Genomic DNA, 22,492 nt, shown 5'->3' with positions numbered 1-22,492 from the left:
CCGGATAAAAAAGTGAATTATTTTCGTTAAAATTTTGTTTTTTAATATAAATTATTACACTAATTAGTGAATAATAATGAAAATTATTAATTATTAAAATAATGTTCCTGTACTTTCTGTTGCCATTTGTGGTATTAGAATGTCAGTTTTCCACTCTTCATTCATTTTTTTGATAAAATAGGCGGAAAGTAGAGGAGAGGCTTTTTCGATATTTTGATGGACGAAGAAGTACACATTTTGTAAACCTTCTTTCTTCCATTTTGTAAGATGTTTCATCCAGTCATCCAATCTTGCATAGTCGCTTTCTGCATTTGCTCCTACATAACGGATAAATGCATTCGGAGTGGTAAGTCGCATATGAAGCATATCTCTTCTTCCTGCAGTATCTACAATGATGTTGGTAATATTATGCTCTTCAAAAAGCTCACAAGTTGTATTCAGGATTTCTTCATTCGTGAACCATTCGGTATTTCTCAATTCAATTGCCAACGGAACTTCTTTTGGCCATTCTTTCACGAACTTTTCCAGCCTGTTGTAATCTTTTGGCTTAAAATTATCGTGAAGCTGAAGGAAAACCATTCCTAATTTTTCATCAAAGTTCAACACAGAAGTCGCAAATTGCGTCACAGGATCGGTAACATCAATTAATCTTCTGAAATGTGAAACAGTGTTGGTGATTTTCGGGAAAAATTTGAAATCTGCAGGCGTTTTTTCTTTCCATGTCTGCACTTGCTCCGGAGTCGGCATTCCGTAGAAAGTAGCATTCAGTTCAATAGAGTTAAACTGAGTGGCATAATAAGTAAGTTCGTCTTTTGTTCCTTTCGGGTAAAATCCTTTCAGGTCGGTTTTGTTCCACTTTGCACATCCTATTGAAATATTTTCCAGTCCTTTTTTGTTTTCGCTCAAAATTTCCTTTGTTTTAGGATGATCTTTTGGTAATGTAAAATCTATTTTTGAAGGATCTTCTACTTGTCCGAATTTCATATCTAACGTTTTTAGTGATTAACTCTTTAAACAAATATAAAACAAAAACCACAGAAAATTTCTATGGTCTTTGCTTAAAAAAACTTAGTTGTTTATGAATTACTGTTTGATAATCTTCTTGGATATTTCTGTTTTGTCGGTGGTAACTTTTACAATATAATTTCCGGAAGGATGAGAAGACAAATCAATTTTCATCAATTCATGATTGCAATTCTGATTGTATATTACTCTTCCCTGTACATCAAATATTTTAATATTTTTGATGTTTTCTTTAGCTTTTACCATTACAAAATCTTTCACAGGATTCGGTGCAATTTGGATGTCATTTTTATTGATTTCAGAATCTTTTGCGCTTAAAAAACTTCCGCAATTGGTAGTAAATGTAATGTCGGCATAAAGAGCCTGCGAATCGGCTAACTGAGCATCGTCTACACAAACTGTAAGATTAGAATTATAATTCATAAAATCCAATCCATCTTCGATAGAACCATTTCTTACGCTTGCATAGGTAAGATTAGCCATGTTCCATAAAGTAAGGAATTTAAAGGCAGGAGAATTTGAAAAATTCAGTTGAGTAATTTGCGGACAATTAATGAAATCTCCAACTTCAAGCTTATTATTGGTCGCAGTATTTACCTGTGAAATTAAAGGCATACTTTTAAGACCGATATATTTTAACTTTGTATTGTTTGAAACATCAATGGAAGGCAGAAAATTGTTTTCAGAAAGATCCAATGAAGTTAAGGCAATACAATCTGAAGTATTTAAACTGTTTATTTTGGTAGATTGTATGGTGATTTCTTTCAATCCTGTGCATTGCAGAAGATTAACAGTATTTAGTTCAGGGAAAATTCCGTCGCTCATTGACGCATAATAACCGATTGCCAGCTTCTGTATTCCCGGACAATTTTGGATATCCAATTGTTTTAGATCCTGATTGTTTCTGAAAACAAAATCGGTCAAGGCTATACAGTTTTTTGCAGTAATTTTTTGCAAATTGTTGTTTCCCTGCGTTCCCATTGTATCAAACCTATCTGTTTTTAAAGTATTAAGATTGGCAAGATTGTTCACATTTACCGTATTCATATAGCCGCATGAATTTGTAATATCAATATTTTGGAGAGCAGCTGCAGCGGTAAAATTTACATTATTGGTAATTGGCTGATTGAATGCTTTTAAAATTTTAAGTTTGGGTAATCCGGCAAGATTTAATGAAGTTACGTTTCCAAAATATACTCCCGAAGTTGTACTGTAAACATTTCTATTATAAAACGAACAGTCAAGCTCTTCCAGATTTGATAATCCTGCTGTCGAAAAATCAATAGAAGGAGTATTCAGTCCTTTTATTTTTTTTAGATTGGTAGAACCATTTAAATTTACCGAAGAAAAATAAGCTCCAACACTGTAATAATGATCTGTATCTGATTTAATTTCTTGCAGCGTGGCACAATTGGTTGCTGTAAGATCTATATTTTGATTATAAACCTGCATCCACGAAGGACCACTGTTTCCGTCCACTGTAATGTTGGCTAATGAATTTAAATTTTGAAAATGCAATTTTTCAAGCTCATAACATGAAGTTGCTGTAATTGAGGTAATATTATTGCAGTTGTCAAGATAAAGTTGTTTAATAGCTTTTCCGCTCAATACGATATTTCCTGTAAGTTGCGGGCAATTGCTAAATCTTAAAACAGAGTTTGGAACCATATAATATGAACCCATTGCAAGATTTCTCGAAAACTCATTAATATCCTGAACAGATGAACAGTTATTAAAAGAAAAATCAACTGAAACATTTTGTGCAGTTCCCGTATTATCCGTGAAACCACCTGTTCCCGTGTACAAAACTTTTTTAATCTTAGAATTATTAGAGAAACTAATTACAGCCGATTTCGTATCATTTACATATAATTCTTCAATATTTGTAAAAAGAATAGCATCTATAATTTGATCGGGAAGATTATTGAAAGTCGGAGTTCCGTTTAATTTTATATTTAAAATTTTAACTTGCTGTGCTTCCGAATCCTGAATTTCTCCGTCATTATTGGCGTCTATTGCAATATAATTTCCGCTAAAATTTTGTGCAATTTGGTTGCCAGAACCTGAGCTTAAAAGTAAAGCTTTGAATTTCACATCTGTAAAATTTAGATTTTGAGAGTAAGCTGCGGAAAAACAACCTACACAAAGTGTAAATAATAATTTGTTCATGATTTGAGTGTTTTTTATTATATCAATCAATGCTCTATAAGCTTGAAATTTGATGCTGCGAATGTAGTAATTTTTGTATTTACCTATTTTTTGAAACTTATTTTAAATAATGTGATTATTAATGCTTTTGAGATAAGATATTTTGTATTAATACATTTTATAATTAAGCATAAAATTAAATTATACAACACAATCAAATTCATGTAGTATAGTTTTGAAAATGAACTTATAAAAACTTAAATAAAAAAGCACGCTAAAGGAAATGTTATAATATTTTATATAATATGGCTTTAAGCATAATAAGAAATTTATAAAGATGTAAGAGACATTCTACATTTGGAACTAAACAAAAGCCACAGAAAAGTTCCGTGGCTAATAAGTTATCATTGATTTAGCTTAGACTATTGTCCTAAATAAACAAAAATATAAGCTGATAAATATTTAGGCTGTAAATTCAAAGGCGTGCTTGATCCACCTGTAGATATCGAAAATGTATGTGTATGTGCTCCTGCAGATGAAGTTGTGGAAATGGCGAAATCGTTATCTACAACAGTTTTTGTACTTCCCGATTCTATACTGTTTACTGTTCCACTTGCTCTGTCGTTATATGTGTGATTGTGTGCACCTGTACTCGAAGTTGTTGTATTATAAGTATTATTGGGGAGATTTGCCTGAGTAAGAACAACAGATGTATTTCCTCCTGCTGCACCTAAAGTTTCAGAGGCAGATTTTGCTTTCAGATATCTATCTGCACTGTTTGGAAGTACTGATGTGAATCCTAGTGATGAAGCGGCAGTCTGTGCCGTAGAAGATAAACTTGAGATTAATCTTCCATCCAAAAGATACCATCCATCATGGTCGGTTGTCACATTGCTGTATTTTACATCTCCTACGGTTGGAGTCTGCACTTCGAGTTTATTCCATGAAGTTCCGTCGTTATAGTAAATTCCGGGTGTTACGCTCGTAAGTGTAGTTGTGGTAGAAGTATTTGTATTATAGACTGTCATTCCTGCAATATGGCTTGAAAGCGGATTGGGATTGTCTGTTGTTACTAATGAAACTTTCGGCATTAAAAGCCCTTTATTGTTATTTTGAGAATAAATTTCCAATAATGCGTTTGGATTCGGAGTAGGATTCGTGGGTATTCCATTGGTGATTAAAACCTGTGCATTAATAAAAGAATTTATTGATAATAATATGATGGCAAAAACTAATTTTTTCATTACTAAAGTTTATTTGTGTTATTTTCCAAGATAAATAAAATATTGTACAACCAAATGCTTCGGATATTGGGCAATAGCTGTATTGGTTCCACCACTTGCTACCGAAATCGTATGACTATGATCTCCTGAAGCTCCTGTTGTTCTTACCTCTGTATCTATTGTTCTTGTTGTATTGATGCTTCCGGCATTGTAATTCCAATAGTTGACACCTCTGTTGGTATAATTGTGTGTATGTGCTCCCGCAGAAGAAGTTGTTCCAGTTATATTCACATTTGGAAGATTAGCCTGTGTAACCGAATAAGAATTGCTTCCCCCTGTTGCATTTATAGATTCTGAAGTATTTTTACCTTTTATAATCCTGTCACTTGAATTCGGAATAGTCGTGCTGAAACCTAAAGTTGCAGCATTTGTCTGACTGATTGATGGTAAAGTGGAAACATTGCGTCCGTTCAGTAAATACCATCCATCATGATCTATCGTTGCCATACTGGATTTTATATCTCCGATTTTAGGGAGATCATTATTGATAGACATCAGAACCCACTTTGTTCCGTCATTATAGTAAAGTCCGGGAATTACATTATTGGGTGGTGTTCCTGCTGTTGCGGTATTGTAAACCCACATTCCCTCCACATTGCTTCCGAAAGGACTTGGAGATGTTATCGATGTTAAAGCTATTGTATTCATTAGAAAGCCTTTATTGGTACTGTTCAATTCTAAAACTGCAGAGTTAGATGGTGTTGTAGTGCCAATGCCAACTTGCGCTTTGTGTGTGACAAATAAAAATAAAACAGTAAAGGTGTAGAAAAATTTTGTTTTCATATTAATTTCCTAAATAGATAAAGACATTTGTAACAATATTGTTTGGCTGAATGTTTACAGGCTGGCTGCTTCCCAAAGTAAAACTTAAACTGTGTGTATGATTGCCATCCGTAGTTGTGTTGTCATTTACACTTGATGTATCGGAAATAGGATTATTAGTTCCTGATACAACTCCGTTTGTCGCAGAATTTACTGGGTTGTCCGTATAAGTATGGGTATGATTTCCGGTAACATTTGTTGTTCCGGTAAATGTTACATTGGGTAAATTTGCTTGTGTTAAAGTGAAATTATCAGTTCCCGAAGCAGTTGCCAAATTATCCGTACCTCCTGTATTTTTCAAAAAACGATCTGTTGCATCGGGTAGATTGGTTGTAAAGCCTAAAGCTGTTGCTCTTGCTTTTGGATTTGTAGCCAGAGTACTTACAACTCTACCATTCAGTAGGTACCAACCTTTGTGATCGGCAGTTTGGAATCCGTTTTTAATGTCTCCAATTTTTGGTGCTTTAGCAGATAATTTTATCCAGCTCGTTCCGGAATTATAATACATTCCTGGGGTTACATTATTTGGAGCAGATCCTGCTGTTGCTGTATTATAAACAATCATTCCTGCACTGTGAGCAGTCAACGGAGATGCTGAAGTAGTGGACTGTAAAGCAATTCTTGTAAGTAAGAAACCTTTGTTATTAGACGAGCTTTCTAACTCTAAAATACTTTCTGTATTAACTGTTCCCGAAGAGTTTGAAATTTTTACCTGAGATTTTGCCTGTACAGATGTTAATAAAATTAATGTAATAACACTAATAGGCGAAAAATATTTCTTCATAACATTCTTTTGAAATAATTTTTGTGTTAATTATGCAAATGTATAAAAAATTATGAATTATTATTGATTGAAAATCAATGGGATATGTCAGTGGAGTCAAGAAATTGGGGGATAAATATTAAAAATTTCCTTTATTCATGAAGGATTTAATAATGATAATTTATTATGAGTGTGAGAGTAAAATTTAACATTTTTTTAATCCAAAACAAAAAAGCACGCTAAAAAATAGCGTGCTGAAGTGAATATGTGATGTTTATTATTTGAGAATCTTAAGCTTCACAAGCTGAACAGGTAACAAAATTTACCATCATTTCTTTAGAAACAGAAGAACTTCTTTGATAATAAAGAGTTTTTACACCTTTTTTCCAAGCCTCAATATAAAGATAGTTTACATCTTTTACTGGCATTGTCGAAGGAATCTGTAGGTTCAGAGACTGAGCCTGATCGATATATTGCTGTCTTTGCGCCGCCTGAGAAATAATTTCCATCGGAGAAATTTCTTTGAAAGTTTTGAATACCGCTTTTTCTTCTTCGGTTAATTCTTTCAAGTGCTGTACAGAACCGTGATTCAACATGATGGTTCTCCATGTTTCTTCATTGTCAAGACCTTTTTCTTCTAATAATTTTGCCAAATATTTGTTCTTACGCATAAAGTTTCCTTTCGCAAGACCTGCTTTATAGTAATTAGAAGCAAAAGGCTCGATCCCCGGAGAAGTCTGTCCCAAAATTGCAGAACTTGAAGTTGTAGGAGCGATTGCCATTGTAGTGGTATTTCTCAATCCGTAACCTTTCAATAATTCCGGCTCACCGTAAATGTTTGCAAGCTCTCTTGAAGCGATTTCTGCTTGTTCTTTAATATGTCTGAAAGCTCTTGCATTGAATTGAGTGGCTTCAAAGCTTTCAAACGGAATCATATTCTTCTGTAAGTAAGAATGGTAACCTAAAACTCCTAAACCAAGCGCTCTGTGACGCATTGCAAAGTTTCTTGCACCTTGTAAGTAATAGTTTCCTTCTGTTTTTTCAATAAATTCAGTTAAAACTGCATCCAGAAAATAAACAGCTAATTGTACTGCATTTGTATCTTTCCACTCATCATACAATTCTAAGTTCATAGAAGATAAACAGCAGATGAAAGATTCTTCTCTTGTAGAAGGAAGCATGATTTCGGAACAAAGATTACTTGCGTTAACAGGCATTCCTAAGTCTTTGTAAACCTGTGGTTTATTTCTGTTGACGTTATCTGTAAAGAAAATATACGGAAGACCTTTTTGCTGACGGCTTTCCAAAACTCTTGCCCAGATTTTACGTTTATCCATATCACCATCGATCATATCCTGCATCCAGTAATCAGGAACGCAAATTCCTGTAAACAAGTTCTGGATCGGACTTCCGATGTCTTTAATTGATAAAAATTCTTCAATATCTCCGTGGTCGATATCCAGATAAGCTGCAAAAGCACCTCTTCTTACACCGCCTTGAGAAACAACGTCCATTGCCGTATCAAACAATTTCATGAAAGAAACGGCTCCGGAAGATTTTCCGTTGTCTGTTACCGCAGTTCCTCTGTTACGAAGTTCTCCGAAATATCCTGAAGTTCCCCCTCCAATTTTCGTCTGCATAATCACTTCACCCATTTTGTGAGTAATGCCTTCAATACTGTCCGGAATGTGAACATTGAAACAAGAAATAGGAAGACCTCTCTGCGTTCCCATGTTCGCCCAAACAGGAGATGAGAAACTGATCCATCCTTTCGTGATCATTTCCTTGAAAGCAGGCTGAAGTTCCGGTTTGTATAATTTTTTGGCTGCTGCAGTGGTAATTCTGTCGATTGCTCCGTCTACAGTTTCTCCTTTTAAGAGATAACCTCTGTTCAGCATTTGCTCAGATTCTTCGTTGAGCCACCATATGTTGTTGTTTTGTTCGTCCATAGATTTTATATTTTCGAATTCCTGAGCGGGTTTATTGCTCAGGAATTTTGTTTTTTAATTGTTATTTACAACTTACTAAAAATAAGCCGTTTTATAGATGCTTCGACAAGCTCAGCATGACATCAATACTATCTGTTTTGACGCTCGCCACGCACATCTAATTGATTTTTATTTTAACAATAAGTATCTAAAAATTCAATTGTATTATTTTTTAAACCTGTACTAGAACAGTCTCCAGTCGTCTCTGTCACTAATAATTGATCTCCTTCTTCGATAATTGTAGCCAAATATGAATTTATTTGAAGAGATATTTCTGAAGTTGAAATAAACCATGTATTTGGAAAAACTTCTATATATTGGTTCGAGATTTCTTTAATCGTTGCTTCTAGTTTTAGATTTCTACTTGAAGATTTTGAATAATAATTAATTAAATAGGTACTCATAGTAATTTAAAACAAATCGTTCGCGGTAATACTCTTATCATGTTTCGTATAATCCACTGGTCTTTTTGCAAAGAAATCATCCATAGAATTAGCAAAAACTTCCTCTTCAAACCACATTAGAGGACGGTATTGTTCAGGAGAGATGTTGTAACGTGGCGCCATGTTTATTTTCTTTAAACTGTCGTCAACACGGTATTTCATAAAGTTGATTAAATCACCTTTTGAGAATTTATCAAGTTCCCCCAATTCAAAAATCCAGTCAAGGATTTCTCCTTCAAGTTCTACTGACTGATCTACCAAGGTATAAATATCTTCGATATCAGAATCAGTTAAAAGATCAGGTTGTTCTTCACGGATTTTATTGATCAGATAAATTCCTCCGTTTGCATGAATCTGCTCGTCAACTGAAGTCCATGCAATGATATTGGAAACATTTTTCATGTAACCTTTAAATCTTGTGAACGAAAGAATGATGGCAAACTGAGAAAATAAAGATACATTTTCAATCAAAATACTGAACAGCAAAAGAGATGAAACGTACTCTTTCGGTGTTGCAGAATTAGCATGTTTTAAGACATTAGATAAAAATTCGATTCTCTTTTTCAAGGCTGGAACTTCTACTACATGCGTGAATTCTTCATTATAACCTAAAACCTCAAGCAAACGCGAATACGCTTCCGAATGACGGAACTCACATTCTGCAAATGTAGATCCAAGACCGTTAAGTTCAGGCTTTGGAAGATGGTTGTAAAGGTTCCCCCAAAAAGATTTTACAGAAACTTCGATCTGAGCAATCGCTAAAAGCGCATTTTTTACAGCATGTTTTTCGTGCGGCTCCAACTGCGAATGAAAATCCTGAACATCTGCAGTAAAATCTACTTCCGAGTGTACCCAAAATGATTTGTTAATTGCTTCTACGAATTGAAGAACCTCAGGGTATTCAAACGGTTTATAACTTACTCTTTTATCAAAAATTCCCATATTAAAATGTCTTAAAATTAAAATGAATAGATCAATGTGGATAACATTCAAAAAATATTCAACATTCTGATTTTTTGTAACTTATGAATGGAAGTTATTAACCAAGAAACTGTTTTTATTTTTTGTATTGTGCAAGCACAAAGTTCGATAAAAAGAACTGTATTTGAAAGGGTGAAATACTAAATGATTGACTTTTAACAGTAAAAGTTTTCCACATTTACCCGAAACTTGCTCTATGATTGGTTTACAAAGACTTAGCGTGCGGAAATGGTTATTATTAGTGATTTTTAATTAAACAAAAAATTGTTAAGTACTATGAATAAAGGATTAATATGTTAAACATTAATTTAATTAAAGAATTTTCCAATCTTCGTAACAAATTAAAAAATATATCTACTTATTGGGTATAAAAACATACATCACTTAATGTTAGTAATTCAGGATTTACATAAATCGTACGATACGGGGAAAAGCAAGTTGCACGTTCTCAAGGGAATTAATCTAAATATTTCCGAAGGCGAGTTTGTTTCCATCATGGGAAGCTCCGGTTCCGGGAAGTCTACGCTTCTTAATATTATTGGGATTCTTGATGAAAAAGATTCGGGAACTTACGAACTGGATAATGTTCCGATCGAACATTTGTCTGAGGTGAAAGCTGCAGAATACAGAAGTAAATTTTTGGGATTCATTTTCCAGTCTTTTAACCTGATTGGTTATAAAACAGCTTTGGACAATGTTGCGCTTCCTTTATATTATCAAAATGTACCTAGAAAAGAGCGTAACCAGAAAGCAATGGAGTATCTGGAGAAAGTAGGATTGGCTCAATGGGCAAATCACTTACCGAATGAACTTTCCGGAGGGCAAAAACAGAGAGTTGCAATCGCAAGAGCTTTGATTACAAATCCAAAAGTTGTTCTTGCGGATGAGCCAACGGGAGCTTTGGATTCTAAAACGACGCATGATATTATGAAACTTCTTCAGGATATTAATAATGAAGGAAAAACCATCATCGTTGTAACGCACGAACCCGACGTAGCTGCACAAACAAAAAGAAACGTCATTCTGAAAGACGGAATCATTGAAAGTGATGAATTTATAAAGCAGATTGTTCTTTAAAAGTGAATTGTAAATAATCAATTTTGCTTTAGAAGTCAATTTTTAATCTTTTAATAATAAAAAAATGTTCGACCTAGATCGTTGGCAGGAAATATTCAGTTCTATTCGCAGTAATGTATTGCGAACGGTGCTTTCCGGTTTTACCGTGGCTTTGGGTTTATTTATTTTCATCGTGCTTTTCGGGATCGGAACGGGGTTGCAGAATGCTTTTACGGAAGGATTTGCAAGAGATGCCCAAAACCTGATTTCGATCGTTACGGGAAAGACAACGATTGCCTACAAAGGTCTTCAGTCTGACCGACAGGTGACAATGAATAACTCCGACTATGATTTCCTGGTAAATGTAGATAAAGAAAAAGTAGGGAGTTCTACACCGAGATATACCGCAAATTTATTAGTTAAATATGGTAAAGAAAGCGGAAATTATCAAATTAACGGAGCCGAGCCTGAAGAAAAAATCATTGAAAACAGAAAAATGCTGGATGGTCGTTATTTGACACCAACAGATTTGGAAAGAAAGCAAAATGTTGCAGTGATCGGAAGAATGGTTCAGCGAGATTTAATTAAAAACGGAAGTCCGGTTGGTAAAGAATTAGATATCAACGGAACGATGTTCAAAGTTGTCGGTGTTTTCTCGGATGATGGTGGAGATTGGGATGAAAGACACATTACTGTTCCTATCACAACTTTACAGCAAATGAAAAAAGGTTCGGATACTGTGAGTATAAATTATATCGCTTATAATGACAAGCTAAATCCTGAACAGGCAATAAAATATGGTGACGAATTAAAGGAACGATTAAAAGCTAGAAAAAATGTTTCTCCTGACGATGAAAATGGAGTAAGAGTCTGGAATAATGCCCAAAATATGAATGATACATTTACTTTCATGGCGGTTCTTACGGCGATTGTAGGATTTATCGGGATGGGAACTTTATTGGCAGGAATTATCGGGATCAGTAACATCATGGTGTATATCGTAAAAGAAAGAACCAAAGAAATCGGAGTACGAAAAGCAATCGGTGCAAAACCGAGAAGTATTGTTGCTTTAATTGTTCAGGAAAGTGTTGTGATCACTGTAGTTTCCGGATTTGTAGGAGTAGGATTGGGAATTTTAGCTTTACACTTAATTGGAAATAATCTTGAGGAATATTTTATCAAAAGTCCAAGTGTAGGTTGGGGAACGATTATTATGGCATTCGTTGCGCTGGTTTTTTCAGGATTGATTGCCGGGTTTGTTCCTGCGTACCGAGCGTCAAGAATTAAACCGATTGAAGCATTGAGAACGGAATAATTTAGCCTTAAAGATCATTTATCATGAATAATTCATCATTTATAATTAAATAAAGTGAACATAATATTTAAAAAAGATACTTGGCAGGAAATTTATTATTCATTGAGAAATAATAAGCTTCGAACCTTCCTTACCATGATTGGTGTGGGTTGGGGTATGTTTTTGTATGTAAGTTTGCTTGGAGCGGCAAAAGGAATGGAAAACGGTTTCGACAAATTGTTTTCAGGATTTGCAACCAACTCAATTTTCCTTTGGGCTCAGAATACGTCGATTCCTTACGACGGTTTCCCGAAAGGAAGACAGGTGCATCTGAAACTTGCAGACATTGAAATGCTGAAAAGAAAAATTCCGGAAATAGATTACATTTCTCCACAAAATTCTAGAGGAAACTTTGGAAATGCAGGTGAACAAATGTCGAGAAACGGAAAATCCGCAACCTATACTTTGAATGGAGATTATCCTTTAGGGAATAAAATTTCAGAAAAGAAACTGATTTTCGGAAGATATTTGAATGACGCAGATATTTCGGGAAATAAAAGTGTAGTGGTAATTGGAGAAGAAGTTTATAAAAACTTTTTTGATGCCAAAAAGAATGAAAATCCGCTTGGAAAATCTATTAATATCAAAGGTATTTTCTTCAATGTAATCGGAGTTTTCAGAGTGAAAAAAGGAGGAGGAATGGAAAATGACCAGACTACTTTTATTCCGCTTTCCACTTTTACAAAAATGTATAATAATGGTGATAATGTCGATTTCTTTGCCATTGTAAGTAAACCTAATGCAGATGTAAATAATGTAGAAACGAAGGTGAAGCAACAGTTGAAATCAAAAAATAATGTTTCACCGGATGATACGAATGCTTTTGGAACTTTTAACCTTGGAAAAGAATTTAAAAAACTGACAGGATTTTTAACCGGAATGCAGCTTTTAACCATCATTGTAGGAACATTAACGATTCTTGCCGGTGTAATTGCCATCTCGAATATCCTTTTAATTACAGTAAAAGAAAGAACTAAAGAAATCGGAATCCGAAGAGCTTTAGGTGCAAAACCTGCAGAAGTAAGAAACCAGATTTTGCTGGAAAGTGTTGTTATTACTCTTTCGTCCGGATTGCTCGGATTTATGTCGGGAATTTTTGTCTTAATGATCTTGGATATGGCAACGCAAGGTCAGGATTCCTTCCCGTTTTACAATCCGACGGTAAATTATGGAAACGTTTTCGCAGCAATGGCGGTGATGGTAATCTTAGGATTAATTATTGGAATGATTCCGGCGCAAAGAGCAGTAAAAATCAGACCGATTGAAGCATTAAGAACAGAATAATTGATTAGGAAATTCAAGAATTTTAAAATCTCTTACTCTCTAAATATTTTAAATTTTAAGTAAAAAAATAAACTATATATGAAAAAGAAATTCACTTGGAAAAAAGCCATTTATATTGTCTTGGGGCTTTTATTTGCAGTGGCGCTGTTCTCGGGAATCGGGTATCTCGTAAAGTCCAATTCTAAAGAAAGCGAGGCTTTCCTTACCAGAAAACCAACCGTGCAGAACATGGATGATAAGGTGATGGCAACAGGGAAAATTGTTCCGAAAGAAGAAATTGAAATTAAACCAAATATTGCAGGAATCATCGACAAAATTTTAGTAGATGAAGGTGATAAAGTAACTGCAGGGCAATTGATCGCAACGGTAAGAATCGTTCCGAATATTGCTGATGTAAACAGTGCACAACAGAATGTGGATAATCAACAACTTCAGATCAGCAATGCAAAACTGAATGTTGAAAACATGCGTAAGCAATTTGAAATGCAGGAAAAGCTTTACAAACAGGGAGTTGCGTCAAAACAGGAATATTTAAATTCTCAACAACAATTATATTCTACTCAACAGACTTTAAAGAATGCAACTCAGCAATTGATCACTGCGCAAAAAACGTTACAGATCGTAAAAACAGGTTCAACTCCTGAATTGCAAGGTTTAGCGACAACTCAGATTCGTTCAAAAGCTGCGGGAACTGTTCTTGAAGTTCCTGTAAAAGTGGGAAGTCAGGTAATTGAAGCGAACTCGTTCAACGCAGGAACAACAATCTGTTCAATCGCAGACCTTAGTTCATTGATCTTCCAGGGAGAAATTGATGAAGCTCAAGCTGGGAAATTAACGCAGGGAATGGGCATGAATATCGTAATCGGTGCTCTTCAAAACAAAACTTTCCCAGGAAAACTAACGATGATTGCTCCAAAAGGAAAAGATAATAACGGAACGATTAAATTCCCGGTTGAAGGTGATGTTTACAATCCAAACAATGCTTACATCAGAGCCGGTTTTTCTGCCAACGGAGAAATTGTTTTAAACTCTCAGAAAAATGCTTTGTTATTGGATGAATCTCTTATTCAGTATGAGAAAAAGAACGGTAAAGATGTTCCGTTTGTTGAGGTAAAACAAAAAGACGGAAAGTTCAAGAAAACTTATGTGAAATTGGGAGCAAGTGACGGAATCAATGTTCAGATTTTATCAGGAATTGATAAAAATGCAGACGTAAAAGTGTGGAACCCATCCGACAAAGACAAAGAAGAATTAAAAGAAAAAGCAAAAAAATAGTAAACTAACACTATAAATTTTTAAACTGTGAATCCTGAGATATTTTCTCAGGATTTTTTTATTGAAATCATTGTCATTGCGAGGAGCGAAGCGACGAAGCAATCTCAAAAAGATACTCATCACTAATTATCTCTTAGAAACTTTTTGAACAATCCTTACAATACCCCGAAATAAAACCATTAAACGTAACAGATTGATATCCTTCTGGTAATTTCACATCAACCTCGTTCGGAAGACATTCAATTTTTCCACAGGTTAAACATTTGAAATGAAAATGATTATGTTGATGCTTTTTTTCCGAACAATTAATACAAAAAGCAAAATAAAACTTTCCGTCATCACCCAAAATTTTGTGGACAATTCCGTCTTCGCAGAAGCTGTTCAAAACTCTGTAAATCGTTGCCCGATCGACGGCTTCTCCCAATTCTTTCTGTAAAATTTCCTGACTCACCGCTGTTTTTGAGTTCTTTAAAGAATCCAGAATCAACTGTTTCGTGATGGTATTTCGTTTTGCCATATTACAAAGATAAAAATTATAATTGCGATTTAATCGCATTAGTGAAAATTTGTTTTTACATTTGCAACAACGAACAGCAACCAACAATCAAAAAAATGGAAAATAAATTTGACGTTATCATCATCGGAGGAAGTTATTCAGGATTATCTGCAGCAATGGCTTTAGGAAGATCTTTAAGAAAAGTTTTAATTATAGACAGCGGAAAACCCTGTAACAGACAGACTCCGTATTCACATAATTTTATTACTCACGACGGAAAAACACCGAAAGAAATTTCTGAGCTGGCAAAAGAACAAGTTTTGAAATATGAAACCGTAAAATTTCACAATGGAGTAGTGGTAAAAACATCAAAAAATATTAAAGGTTTTGAAGTTGAAACAGAAAGCAACGAAAAATTTTATGCTAAAAAACTGATTCTTGCTTCAGGAATTAAAGACATCATGCCAAATATTTCGGGGTTTGCCGAATGTTGGGGAATTTCTGTGATTCATTGTCCGTATTGTCATGGCTATGAAGTGAAAGGAAAAGTGACGGGAATTCTTTCTAATGGTGATATGGCTTTTGATTTTACGAAATTGGTTTTTAACTTAACAAAAGATGTAACCTTGTTCACCAACGGGAGATCAACTTTAAATGAAAGTCAAATTGAAAAATTCAATCAAAATAAAATTAAAATAGTTGAAGATGAGATCGAAGAAATTGTACACGAAAACGGGCAAATTCAGAAAGTAATTCTTAAAAACGGAAAAGAAATTCCATTAGAAGCCTTGTATGCGAAAATTCCTTTCGAACAAAATATTAATGTTGAAAATTTAGGAATTGAATTGAATGAACAAGGATTCATAAAAGTAGATATGATGCAGAAAACAAATATTGAAGGTGTTTTTGCATGTGGCGATAATGTAACGATGATGAGATCAGTTGCCAATACAGTCGCTCAGGGAAATTTTGCTGGTGCTGTTGTGAATAAAGAACTTTCGGAGGAAGAATTCTAATTTTTTTTTAAAACAATATGACTTTCCTTACAGTTTGCTGTGAGGATTTTTTTTGATAAAATTTGTCAGTAAAATTTATTATCGTAATATTGCGATATAAATAATGTGATGGGAGCAACCAAAACCGATTTTTTCACCGAACAGCAAAACCGAATTGCAACGATTGCAAAAGCTTTGGGACATCCTGCAAGAGTGGCGATTATTGAATATTTATTGAAAGTCAACGAATGTATTTGTGGAGATATAGTCAATGAACTTCCTCTTGCACAACCTACGGTTTCACAACATCTGAAAGAATTAAAAAACGCAGGATTAATCAAAGGAAATATCGAAGGAAATTCTATTTGCTATTGTATCGATGAAAAAGCATTTGAAGTTCTGAATGTATTTTTCTCTAATATAATTTCTACTGAAAAAAAACAAAATTGCTGTTAAAAATTTTTTGAAACTAATTATCGTAATATTGCGATATAACGATTTAAATATAAATAATTATGACACTTGAACAAATTAAAAAAATCCTTCCGACATTAGATAATGTGGAATTTCAATTAGAAGACGGAAAATTTGTACCTGAACATTTTCACGTAACTGAAATTGGAATGGTCACTAAAAACTTTATTGATTGCGGCGGAACTATCAGAAAAGAAGAAAAAGTAAACTTTCAGCTTTGGAATGCGGATGATTTTGAACATCGTCTAAAACCTGCAAAATTGTTGCACATTATTAATCTTTCGGAAGAAAAACTAGGAATTGGAGATTTTGAAATTGAAGTAGAATATCAAGATCATACAATTGGCAAATATAATTTGGAATTTAATGGAAAACACTTTGTCTTAAAAAATAAATTGACAGCTTGTTTGGCTGAAGATGCTTGTGGAATTTCTCCACAAAAACAAAAAGTGAATTTGAGTGAATTGTCTGGAAATAATCAAAACACATGTTCGCCGAATTCCGGATGTTGCTAAACCATGAAAAATAGATTCATCAAATACAGAAAACCATTAATTATTACAACCTCTGTTATTGTTTTGCAGTTAATTTTCGGATTTGATCCTAAATTTTGCATCATCAATATCATTTGGTTATTTGTTTAAAATATGAAAAAGAAAATATTGGTACTTTGTACCGGAAATAGTTGTAGAAGTCAGATTGCGGAAGGTTATTTAAGATATTTTGCTCAGGAAAAAGCAGAAATTTACAGTGCCGGAATTGAAACTCACGGCGTAAATCCTAAAGCTATTAAAACCATGACAGAAGACGGAATTGATATTTCTCATCATACTTCAAATAATATTGATGAATATAGAGATATCAATTTTGAATTTGTCATTACGGTTTGCGATCATGCTAAAGAAAACTGTCCATATTTTCCAACAAAAGCAGAAAGATTTCATCATAATTTTCAGGATCCCGCTAAAGTTGTTGGAACAGACGAACAAATCAATGAAGAATTTAAAAATGTTCGCGATCAGATAAAAGATTATTGTGAAAGATTTATTCAGGAAAACATCAAATAAATAAGGTTTTCGAAGTTTTATTAAAAAACCAAATCTAAAAATCATATTTCGCAATATTGAATTCTCACTGAAAATTTCGTACTTTTGGGGTGAAAAATTTCAAAAACTAAAAGTAAAATGGACATAATTTTCGACCTGATTGAAAAAGAAAGACAAAGACAAACGCATGGAATTGAGATGATTGCATCAGAAAATTTTGTTTCTGAGAATGTGATGAAAGCAATGGGAAGCGTATTGACTAACAAATATGCTGAAGGATATCCCGGAAAAAGATATTACGGAGGTTGTGAAGTAGTAGATGAGGTTGAAACTTTGGCTATCAATAGAGCTAAAGAACTTTTCGGAGTAGATTATGTAAATGTTCAGCCACATTCTGGTTCTCAGGCAAATGCGGCGATTTACTTGGCGGTTTTGAAACCGGGAGACAAAATTATGGGGATGGATCTTTCAATGGGAGGTCACCTTACTCATGGTTCTTCGGTTAACTTTTCAGGAATTCAGTATGATGTGGTTTCTTACGGAGTTCAGCAAGAGACAGGTCTTATCGATTACGATCAGATGAGAGAAGTTGCTTTGAGAGAAAGACCAAAAATGTTGATCGCTGGTTTCTCAGCATATTCAAGAGATTTGGATTATGCTAAATTCAGAGAGGTTGCAGACGAAATCGGAGCTACACTTTGGGCAGATATTGCTCACCCTGCAGGTTTGGTGGCAAAAGGTCTTTTAAATAATCCATTTGAACATTGCCACGTTGTAACAACAACGACTCACAAGACTTTGAGAGGTCCAAGAGGAGGAATGATCATGATGGGTAAAGATTTTGAAAATACTTACGGTCACAAAACGCCGAAAGGAGAAATCAAAATGATGAGCCAGGTTCTTGATGGAGCTGTTTTCCCGGGAATTCAGGGAGGTCCGTTGGAGCATGTTATTGCAGGTAAAGCAGTTGCGTTTGCAGAAGCTTTGGATGATAAGTTCTTAACGTATGCAAAACAGGTTCAGTCTAATGCTCAGGCTTTGGCAAAATCAATGATTGACAGAGGATTTGATATCGTAAGCGGAGGAACAGACAATCACTTAATGTTGGTTGATCTTAGAAATAAAAATGTAAACGGTAAAGAAACTGAAAAAGCTTTGGTTCTTGCTGATATTACTTGTAATAAAAATATGGTTCCGTTTGATGATAAGTCACCATTTACGACTTCCGGTATCAGATTGGGAACTGCAGCAATCACAACTAGAGGATTGAAAGAGAATGACATGGACACTCTTGCAGGATTTATTTCTGAGGTGGTTGACAATATCAAGAATGAAGAGGTAATTGCTTCTGTAAGAAAGAAAGTTAATGAATTAATGGAAGGTAAAGCCTTATTTAATTATTAATATTTACCCCAATTAAAAAATATAAAGAATGGGCTTTTGCTCATTCTTTTTTTATAAATATGGAAAAGAAATCTTTCACTTTTTCCGAAATAAAATTAAAACTGGTGAATTATTGCGTTTATCAGGATCGTTGTCATGCGGAAGTGGAACAGAAGATGAGGGAGTTTCTATTAATTGACGAAGCTAAAGAAGAAATTATGCTTTATCTCTTGAAGGAAAACTATTTAAATGAAGAAAGATTCACAAGAAGTTACATTCGTGGAAAATTTTATATCAAACATTGGGGAAAGGCGAAGATCAAGATTAATTTAAAACAAAAACAGATTTCGGAAAAATTAATAAATAAATGTTTTGATGAAATAGATGAAGACGATTATGAAAAAATCATCTGGAAAATCTATGAAGACTACTATTCTAAACAAAATGGCTTGAAGGAATATCAAAGAAAATCAAAAACAATAAAATATTTGATGAGCCGAGGTTTTGAATATGAGAAAATAAATGATATTTTTGGATAAATATTATTCTTAGTATTAAAGAAGATGAATTTAAAACTTTAATATAAAGATGATATCTGATGTAATAATTTAATTAAAATAAAATATAATCGAAAAATGTTTATTTCTAACAATTATGAAATAAATTTGCATTTAAAAGAAAAGAAAGTTGTGGTATAATTTTTGAAAATTGTTTGAGCCTGATGTTGGAAATAAACTGTTAATGGGAAATGACAAAACTCCTATTAAATTTATTTTTAAATTTAAACTATAGATGAAATTTTATTTTAATTTTGCATGAATGCCTTAAGGTTATTTTTTAGATAATCCGGTTTTATACCTTTTATAATATATGAACACAAATAAAGACAATGTACGATTCTCTTAGAAGAAAAATTTTCGGAGGAGATAATGTTGTCAGTCTCTCGGATGTAAGATATCTTCCCAGATGGATAATATTGGTAATCGATATTATTATTCTGGTAATATCTCTATTCATTTCCACTTACATTATTGAGAAGATCACTCAAAAAGAATTCATTTATCATGAAGATAAAAGTATTGTTTTTGTATCGATTATTCTTGCGAATACTTTATTCATGTATGTTTTCAAGACATATGCAGGAATTATAAGACATTCTACTTTTATAGATTTATTCAAGCTTCTGGTTTCTTGTTTCTGCACTATGTTTGTGGTGGGAACTATTAATATGATTTACTTTTGGATCACCGGAGGTAAATTTATTCTTACACCATATTTAGTACTTTATTTTATCATATCTTTTATGGGATTATTTCTCTTCAGATTATATGTGAAAGAATTTTTTCATATTGTAAGAGAATACCGAAGAAGCACACTCAAAAAAAGAATCCTTGTTTTGGGTATTGATGAGCAGTCTATTGCAATTGCACGGGCAATTTTAGATAACCCAAGTTTACCATATCATGTTGTAGGATTTCTTACCCAAAGAACAGACTCAAAAAGAGCTTCATTATTAGGAAAACCAATTCTTTCAAAAGACAAAATACAAAGAAATACAAAGGAAGAACTTCTGATAGATGGGGTAATTGTCGTTAAAGAAATGATGTCCAAAGACGAAATGAATTCGTGGGTGAATTTATTCTTAGAAAAGGATCTTAATATTTTCAAAGCTCCGTCTGTACAAAAATTAAGAGACAGTGATTTGGGAGGATCTATCAGAACTCTTCAGATTGAAGATTTATTGAATAGAAAGCCCATTAAGATTGAGAATGAAGAGATTAAGAGTCGACATTATAACAAGAATATTTTAGTAACCGGAGGCGCAGGTTCTATTGGAAGTGAGATTGTAAGGCAGGTTGCACAGTTTAATCCTTCTTTAATCGTAGTATTGGATCAGGCTGAAACACCTTTATATGATATTGAGCTTGAGATGAAGGATAAATTTCCTCATATCAGATTTAAATTTGTTTTGGCAGATGTTTCCAATAAGCATAGAATAGAGCCACTATTTCAGGCTTATAATTTCTCGATGGTTTATCATGCGGCTGCGTATAAACATGTTCCTTTGGTTGAAGAAAATCCACATGAAGGAATTTTAGTTAATATTTTGGGATCAAAAATTATTTCTACACTGTCTAGTAAATATAACGTGAACAGGTTTGTAATGGTCTCCACAGATAAAGCGGTAAATCCAACCAATGTGATGGGAGCTTCAAAAAGAGCTGCGGAATTATTCGTGCAGTCATTACAAAACGTAGAAGGAAACACGACTAAATTTATCACGACAAGATTTGGGAATGTTTTAGGATCAAATGGATCTGTGATTCCTCATTTTAAAAAACAGATTGAAGCAGGAGGTCCGGTGACGATTACTCATCCGGATATCGTAAGATATTTTATGACAATTCCTGAAGCTTGTGAATTGGTATTACAAGCGGGAACAATGGGACATGGTGGTGAAATTTTTGTGTTTGATATGGGAGAACCTGTGAAAATATTGGATCTTGCCAGAAGAATGATTAAGTTATCAGGTTTTGAACCTAATATTGATATAAAAATAATATATACCGGTTTAAGACCGGGAGAAAAACTTTATGAGGAATTATTAAGCGATAATTCAAAAACACTTCCGACTCATAATGATAAAATAATGATTTCAAAAGATCCAAGTATGGAATTTTTGAAGATCGAAAGTATGGCCAATTTAATTACTAAAGCGGCAATAAGAAGGGATAAAGTAGAGGTTGTAAGGATTTTGAAAACTATCGTCCCCGAATTTAAAAGTAACAACTCTATTTACGAAATACTCGATAAATAGAAAAATATAAAATGTATATTTGTACAATTTTTAAAATATGATGAAAGGTAAAATACTGGCTGTATTAATAGCATTTGTTTTAGTTTCCTGTAAAACTAATCCCAACGCACACAATGATCTGAATTACATGCAGAATATAGAAAGTGTTGCAATAGAAGCATCAGCTAAAAATTCTCAGAATACAATCCAATCAGGGGATCAGCTGATCATACTGATTACAGCTAAGGATATGGATGTAGTAAAACCGTTTAATCAAAATTATTCGTCATCAGAATTTATACAAAATAATGCACTCGCAGGAGGAAATATACCTGGTCAAGGAACTACTAATATTTCAGGTCCTTCATACATTGTAGATATAAATGGTAATATTGATTTTCCAATTCTGGGAACTCTTAATACTTCTAATAAAACTTTACTGCAGTTCAAAGAAGAGATAAGAACCAAAATGTTGGAATTTGTAACTAATCCAACTGTTAGTGCTAGATTAGCTAATTTTAAAGTTACAATTTTAGGTGAGGTAAATAGACAGGGTGATTATATTGTAGGGAATGGTCAGGCTACAATTTTAAATGCAATTGGTATGGCGGGTGATCTTACAGTATATGGTAAGAGAAATGATGTATTGGTTATAAGAACTGTAGATGGGCAAATAACACATGGGAGGGTGAATTTGCAAGATGCCAACCTTATCAACTCACCATATTATCATCTTAAGCAAGGAGATGCCATAATCGTTTCTGCAAATAATACAAAGGATATTACATCTAAACAAAATCCCAATACACCACTTATTCTATCTGCAGTATCTATAGGTGTTACAGCTATCGCGGTCGTAGTAGGTTTATTTAAGAAATAAT

21 protein-coding genes are annotated in these 22,492 nt (G+C 33.7%); 12 read left to right on the top strand and 9 right to left on the bottom strand.

All coding sequences use genetic code 11. The features are described from left to right. Positions 1-93 precede the first annotated feature (93 nt). The 8 genes from ABD940_RS04275 to ABD940_RS04240 form a co-directional block, all read right to left on the bottom strand. Positions 94-984: a DUF72 domain-containing protein gene (locus tag ABD940_RS04275; protein ID WP_345200526.1), complete on the bottom strand. Its 891-nt coding sequence runs from the start codon at positions 982-984 to the stop codon at positions 94-96. A 99-nt stretch (positions 985-1,083) separates the two neighbouring features. After that, the gene (locus tag ABD940_RS04270) at positions 1,084-3,192 is read right to left on the bottom strand and encodes a T9SS type A sorting domain-containing protein (protein WP_345200525.1); all 2,109 of its coding nucleotides are present in this window, start codon (positions 3,190-3,192) and stop codon (positions 1,084-1,086) included. A 401-nt stretch (positions 3,193-3,593) separates the two neighbouring features. Continuing rightward, positions 3,594-4,415 (bottom strand): hypothetical protein, encoded by an 822-nt coding sequence (locus ABD940_RS04265; RefSeq protein ID WP_345200524.1) that lies wholly within the window; start codon positions 4,413-4,415, stop codon positions 3,594-3,596. 18 nt (positions 4,416-4,433) lie between these two features. Continuing rightward, entirely contained in the window at positions 4,434-5,237 is an 804-nt protein-coding gene (locus ABD940_RS04260; RefSeq protein WP_345200523.1) for a hypothetical protein, read from the bottom strand. A gap of 1 nt (position 5,238) precedes the next feature. Then, entirely contained in the window at positions 5,239-6,060 is an 822-nt protein-coding gene (locus tag ABD940_RS04255; RefSeq protein WP_345200522.1) for a hypothetical protein, read from the bottom strand. Between the two features lie 269 nt (positions 6,061-6,329). After that, positions 6,330-7,997 carry a ribonucleoside-diphosphate reductase subunit alpha gene (locus ABD940_RS04250; protein ID WP_345200715.1) on the bottom strand — a complete coding sequence of 556 codons (1,668 nt, stop codon included), beginning with the start codon at positions 7,995-7,997 and terminating at the stop codon, positions 6,330-6,332. 164 nt (positions 7,998-8,161) lie between these two features. Next, a complete protein-coding gene (locus ABD940_RS04245; protein WP_345200521.1) occupies positions 8,162-8,431 on the bottom strand; it encodes a hypothetical protein in 270 nt (89 codons plus the stop codon). Positions 8,432-8,437: 6 nt separating this feature from the next. Beyond that, positions 8,438-9,412: a ribonucleotide-diphosphate reductase subunit beta gene (locus ABD940_RS04240; protein ID WP_345200520.1), complete on the bottom strand. Its 975-nt coding sequence runs from the start codon at positions 9,410-9,412 to the stop codon at positions 8,438-8,440. A gap of 426 nt (positions 9,413-9,838) precedes the next feature. Between ABD940_RS04240 and ABD940_RS04235 the strand changes: the two genes are divergently transcribed. The 4 genes from ABD940_RS04235 to ABD940_RS04220 all read left to right on the top strand — a co-directional run bounded on the left by ABD940_RS04235 (position 9,839) and on the right by ABD940_RS04220 (position 14,420). Next, positions 9,839-10,528 (top strand): ABC transporter ATP-binding protein, encoded by a 690-nt coding sequence (locus ABD940_RS04235; RefSeq protein ID WP_345200519.1) that lies wholly within the window; start codon positions 9,839-9,841, stop codon positions 10,526-10,528. A 64-nt stretch (positions 10,529-10,592) separates the two neighbouring features. Next, on the top strand, positions 10,593-11,822 hold the full coding sequence (locus ABD940_RS04230; protein ID WP_345200517.1) for an ABC transporter permease: 1,230 nt from the start codon (positions 10,593-10,595) through the stop codon (positions 11,820-11,822). 54 nt (positions 11,823-11,876) lie between these two features. Next, positions 11,877-13,145 carry an ABC transporter permease gene (locus ABD940_RS04225; RefSeq protein WP_345200516.1) on the top strand — a complete coding sequence of 423 codons (1,269 nt, stop codon included), beginning with the start codon at positions 11,877-11,879 and terminating at the stop codon, positions 13,143-13,145. A 78-nt stretch (positions 13,146-13,223) separates the two neighbouring features. Then, positions 13,224-14,420, top strand: a complete 1,197-nt coding sequence (locus tag ABD940_RS04220) for an efflux RND transporter periplasmic adaptor subunit (protein ID WP_345200515.1) — start codon at positions 13,224-13,226, stop codon at positions 14,418-14,420. Between the two features lie 133 nt (positions 14,421-14,553). Here ABD940_RS04220 and ABD940_RS04215 read toward each other — a convergent pair whose 3' ends face one another. Continuing rightward, a complete protein-coding gene (locus ABD940_RS04215) occupies positions 14,554-14,937 on the bottom strand; it encodes a Fur family transcriptional regulator (RefSeq protein WP_345200513.1) in 384 nt (127 codons plus the stop codon). Positions 14,938-15,032: 95 nt separating this feature from the next. Between ABD940_RS04215 and ABD940_RS04210 the strand changes: the two genes are divergently transcribed. The 8 genes from ABD940_RS04210 (at position 15,033) to ABD940_RS04175 (ending at position 22,491) form a co-directional block, all read left to right on the top strand. Then, complete coding sequence (locus ABD940_RS04210) at positions 15,033-15,932, top strand: NAD(P)/FAD-dependent oxidoreductase (protein ID WP_345200512.1); 900 nt, start codon at positions 15,033-15,035, stop codon at positions 15,930-15,932. Between the two features lie 108 nt (positions 15,933-16,040). Next, a complete protein-coding gene (locus ABD940_RS04205; protein ID WP_345200511.1) occupies positions 16,041-16,367 on the top strand; it encodes an ArsR/SmtB family transcription factor in 327 nt (108 codons plus the stop codon). A 59-nt stretch (positions 16,368-16,426) separates the two neighbouring features. After that, positions 16,427-16,900, top strand: a complete 474-nt coding sequence (locus ABD940_RS04200) for a DUF6428 family protein (protein ID WP_345200509.1) — start codon at positions 16,427-16,429, stop codon at positions 16,898-16,900. Between the two features lie 132 nt (positions 16,901-17,032). Then, entirely contained in the window at positions 17,033-17,452 is a 420-nt protein-coding gene (locus ABD940_RS04195; protein ID WP_345200508.1) for an arsenate reductase ArsC, read from the top strand. 117 nt (positions 17,453-17,569) lie between these two features. Then, the gene (gene glyA / locus ABD940_RS04190) at positions 17,570-18,835 is read left to right on the top strand and encodes a serine hydroxymethyltransferase (protein WP_345200507.1); all 1,266 of its coding nucleotides are present in this window, start codon (positions 17,570-17,572) and stop codon (positions 18,833-18,835) included. 59 nt (positions 18,836-18,894) lie between these two features. Continuing rightward, positions 18,895-19,353 (top strand): regulatory protein RecX, encoded by a 459-nt coding sequence (locus tag ABD940_RS04185; protein ID WP_345200506.1) that lies wholly within the window; start codon positions 18,895-18,897, stop codon positions 19,351-19,353. Between the two features lie 350 nt (positions 19,354-19,703). Then, entirely contained in the window at positions 19,704-21,632 is a 1,929-nt protein-coding gene (locus ABD940_RS04180) for a polysaccharide biosynthesis protein (RefSeq protein WP_345200504.1), read from the top strand. A 37-nt stretch (positions 21,633-21,669) separates the two neighbouring features. Further along, positions 21,670-22,491, top strand: a complete 822-nt coding sequence (locus tag ABD940_RS04175; protein ID WP_345200503.1) for a polysaccharide biosynthesis/export family protein — start codon at positions 21,670-21,672, stop codon at positions 22,489-22,491. Position 22,492: the final 1 nt, after the last annotated feature.

The sequence above is a fragment of the Chryseobacterium ginsengisoli genome (assembly GCF_039542325.1).
GTDB lineage: Bacteria > Bacteroidota > Bacteroidia > Flavobacteriales > Weeksellaceae > Chryseobacterium > Chryseobacterium ginsengisoli.
Note: the sequence above shows the minus strand (reverse complement) of the source record. Positions and strands in the feature narration are given on the sequence as shown.

Coding starts and splice junctions, on each gene's coding strand:
- ABD940_RS04210 (WP_345200512.1), top strand. CDS start 15,033: ATGGAAAATAAATTTGACGTTATCATCATCGGAGGAAGTTATTCAGGA.
- ABD940_RS04240 (WP_345200520.1), bottom strand. CDS start 9,412: ATGGGAATTTTTGATAAAAGAGTAAGTTATAAACCGTTTGAATACCCT.
- ABD940_RS04215 (WP_345200513.1), bottom strand. CDS start 14,937: ATGGCAAAACGAAATACCATCACGAAACAGTTGATTCTGGATTCTTTA.
- ABD940_RS04270 (WP_345200525.1), bottom strand. CDS start 3,192: ATGAACAAATTATTATTTACACTTTGTGTAGGTTGTTTTTCCGCAGCT.
- ABD940_RS04235 (WP_345200519.1), top strand. CDS start 9,839: ATGTTAGTAATTCAGGATTTACATAAATCGTACGATACGGGGAAAAGC.
- ABD940_RS04275 (WP_345200526.1), bottom strand. CDS start 984: ATGAAATTCGGACAAGTAGAAGATCCTTCAAAAATAGATTTTACATTA.
- ABD940_RS04255 (WP_345200522.1), bottom strand. CDS start 6,060: ATGAAGAAATATTTTTCGCCTATTAGTGTTATTACATTAATTTTATTA.
- ABD940_RS04200 (WP_345200509.1), top strand. CDS start 16,427: ATGACACTTGAACAAATTAAAAAAATCCTTCCGACATTAGATAATGTG.
- ABD940_RS04260 (WP_345200523.1), bottom strand. CDS start 5,237: ATGAAAACAAAATTTTTCTACACCTTTACTGTTTTATTTTTATTTGTC.
- ABD940_RS04265 (WP_345200524.1), bottom strand. CDS start 4,415: ATGAAAAAATTAGTTTTTGCCATCATATTATTATCAATAAATTCTTTT.
- ABD940_RS04220 (WP_345200515.1), top strand. CDS start 13,224: ATGAAAAAGAAATTCACTTGGAAAAAAGCCATTTATATTGTCTTGGGG.
- ABD940_RS04205 (WP_345200511.1), top strand. CDS start 16,041: ATGGGAGCAACCAAAACCGATTTTTTCACCGAACAGCAAAACCGAATT.
- ABD940_RS04245 (WP_345200521.1), bottom strand. CDS start 8,431: ATGAGTACCTATTTAATTAATTATTATTCAAAATCTTCAAGTAGAAAT.
- glyA (WP_345200507.1), top strand. CDS start 17,570: ATGGACATAATTTTCGACCTGATTGAAAAAGAAAGACAAAGACAAACG.
- ABD940_RS04180 (WP_345200504.1), top strand. CDS start 19,704: ATGTACGATTCTCTTAGAAGAAAAATTTTCGGAGGAGATAATGTTGTC.
- ABD940_RS04195 (WP_345200508.1), top strand. CDS start 17,033: ATGAAAAAGAAAATATTGGTACTTTGTACCGGAAATAGTTGTAGAAGT.
- ABD940_RS04230 (WP_345200517.1), top strand. CDS start 10,593: ATGTTCGACCTAGATCGTTGGCAGGAAATATTCAGTTCTATTCGCAGT.
- ABD940_RS04175 (WP_345200503.1), top strand. CDS start 21,670: ATGATGAAAGGTAAAATACTGGCTGTATTAATAGCATTTGTTTTAGTT.
- ABD940_RS04185 (WP_345200506.1), top strand. CDS start 18,895: ATGGAAAAGAAATCTTTCACTTTTTCCGAAATAAAATTAAAACTGGTG.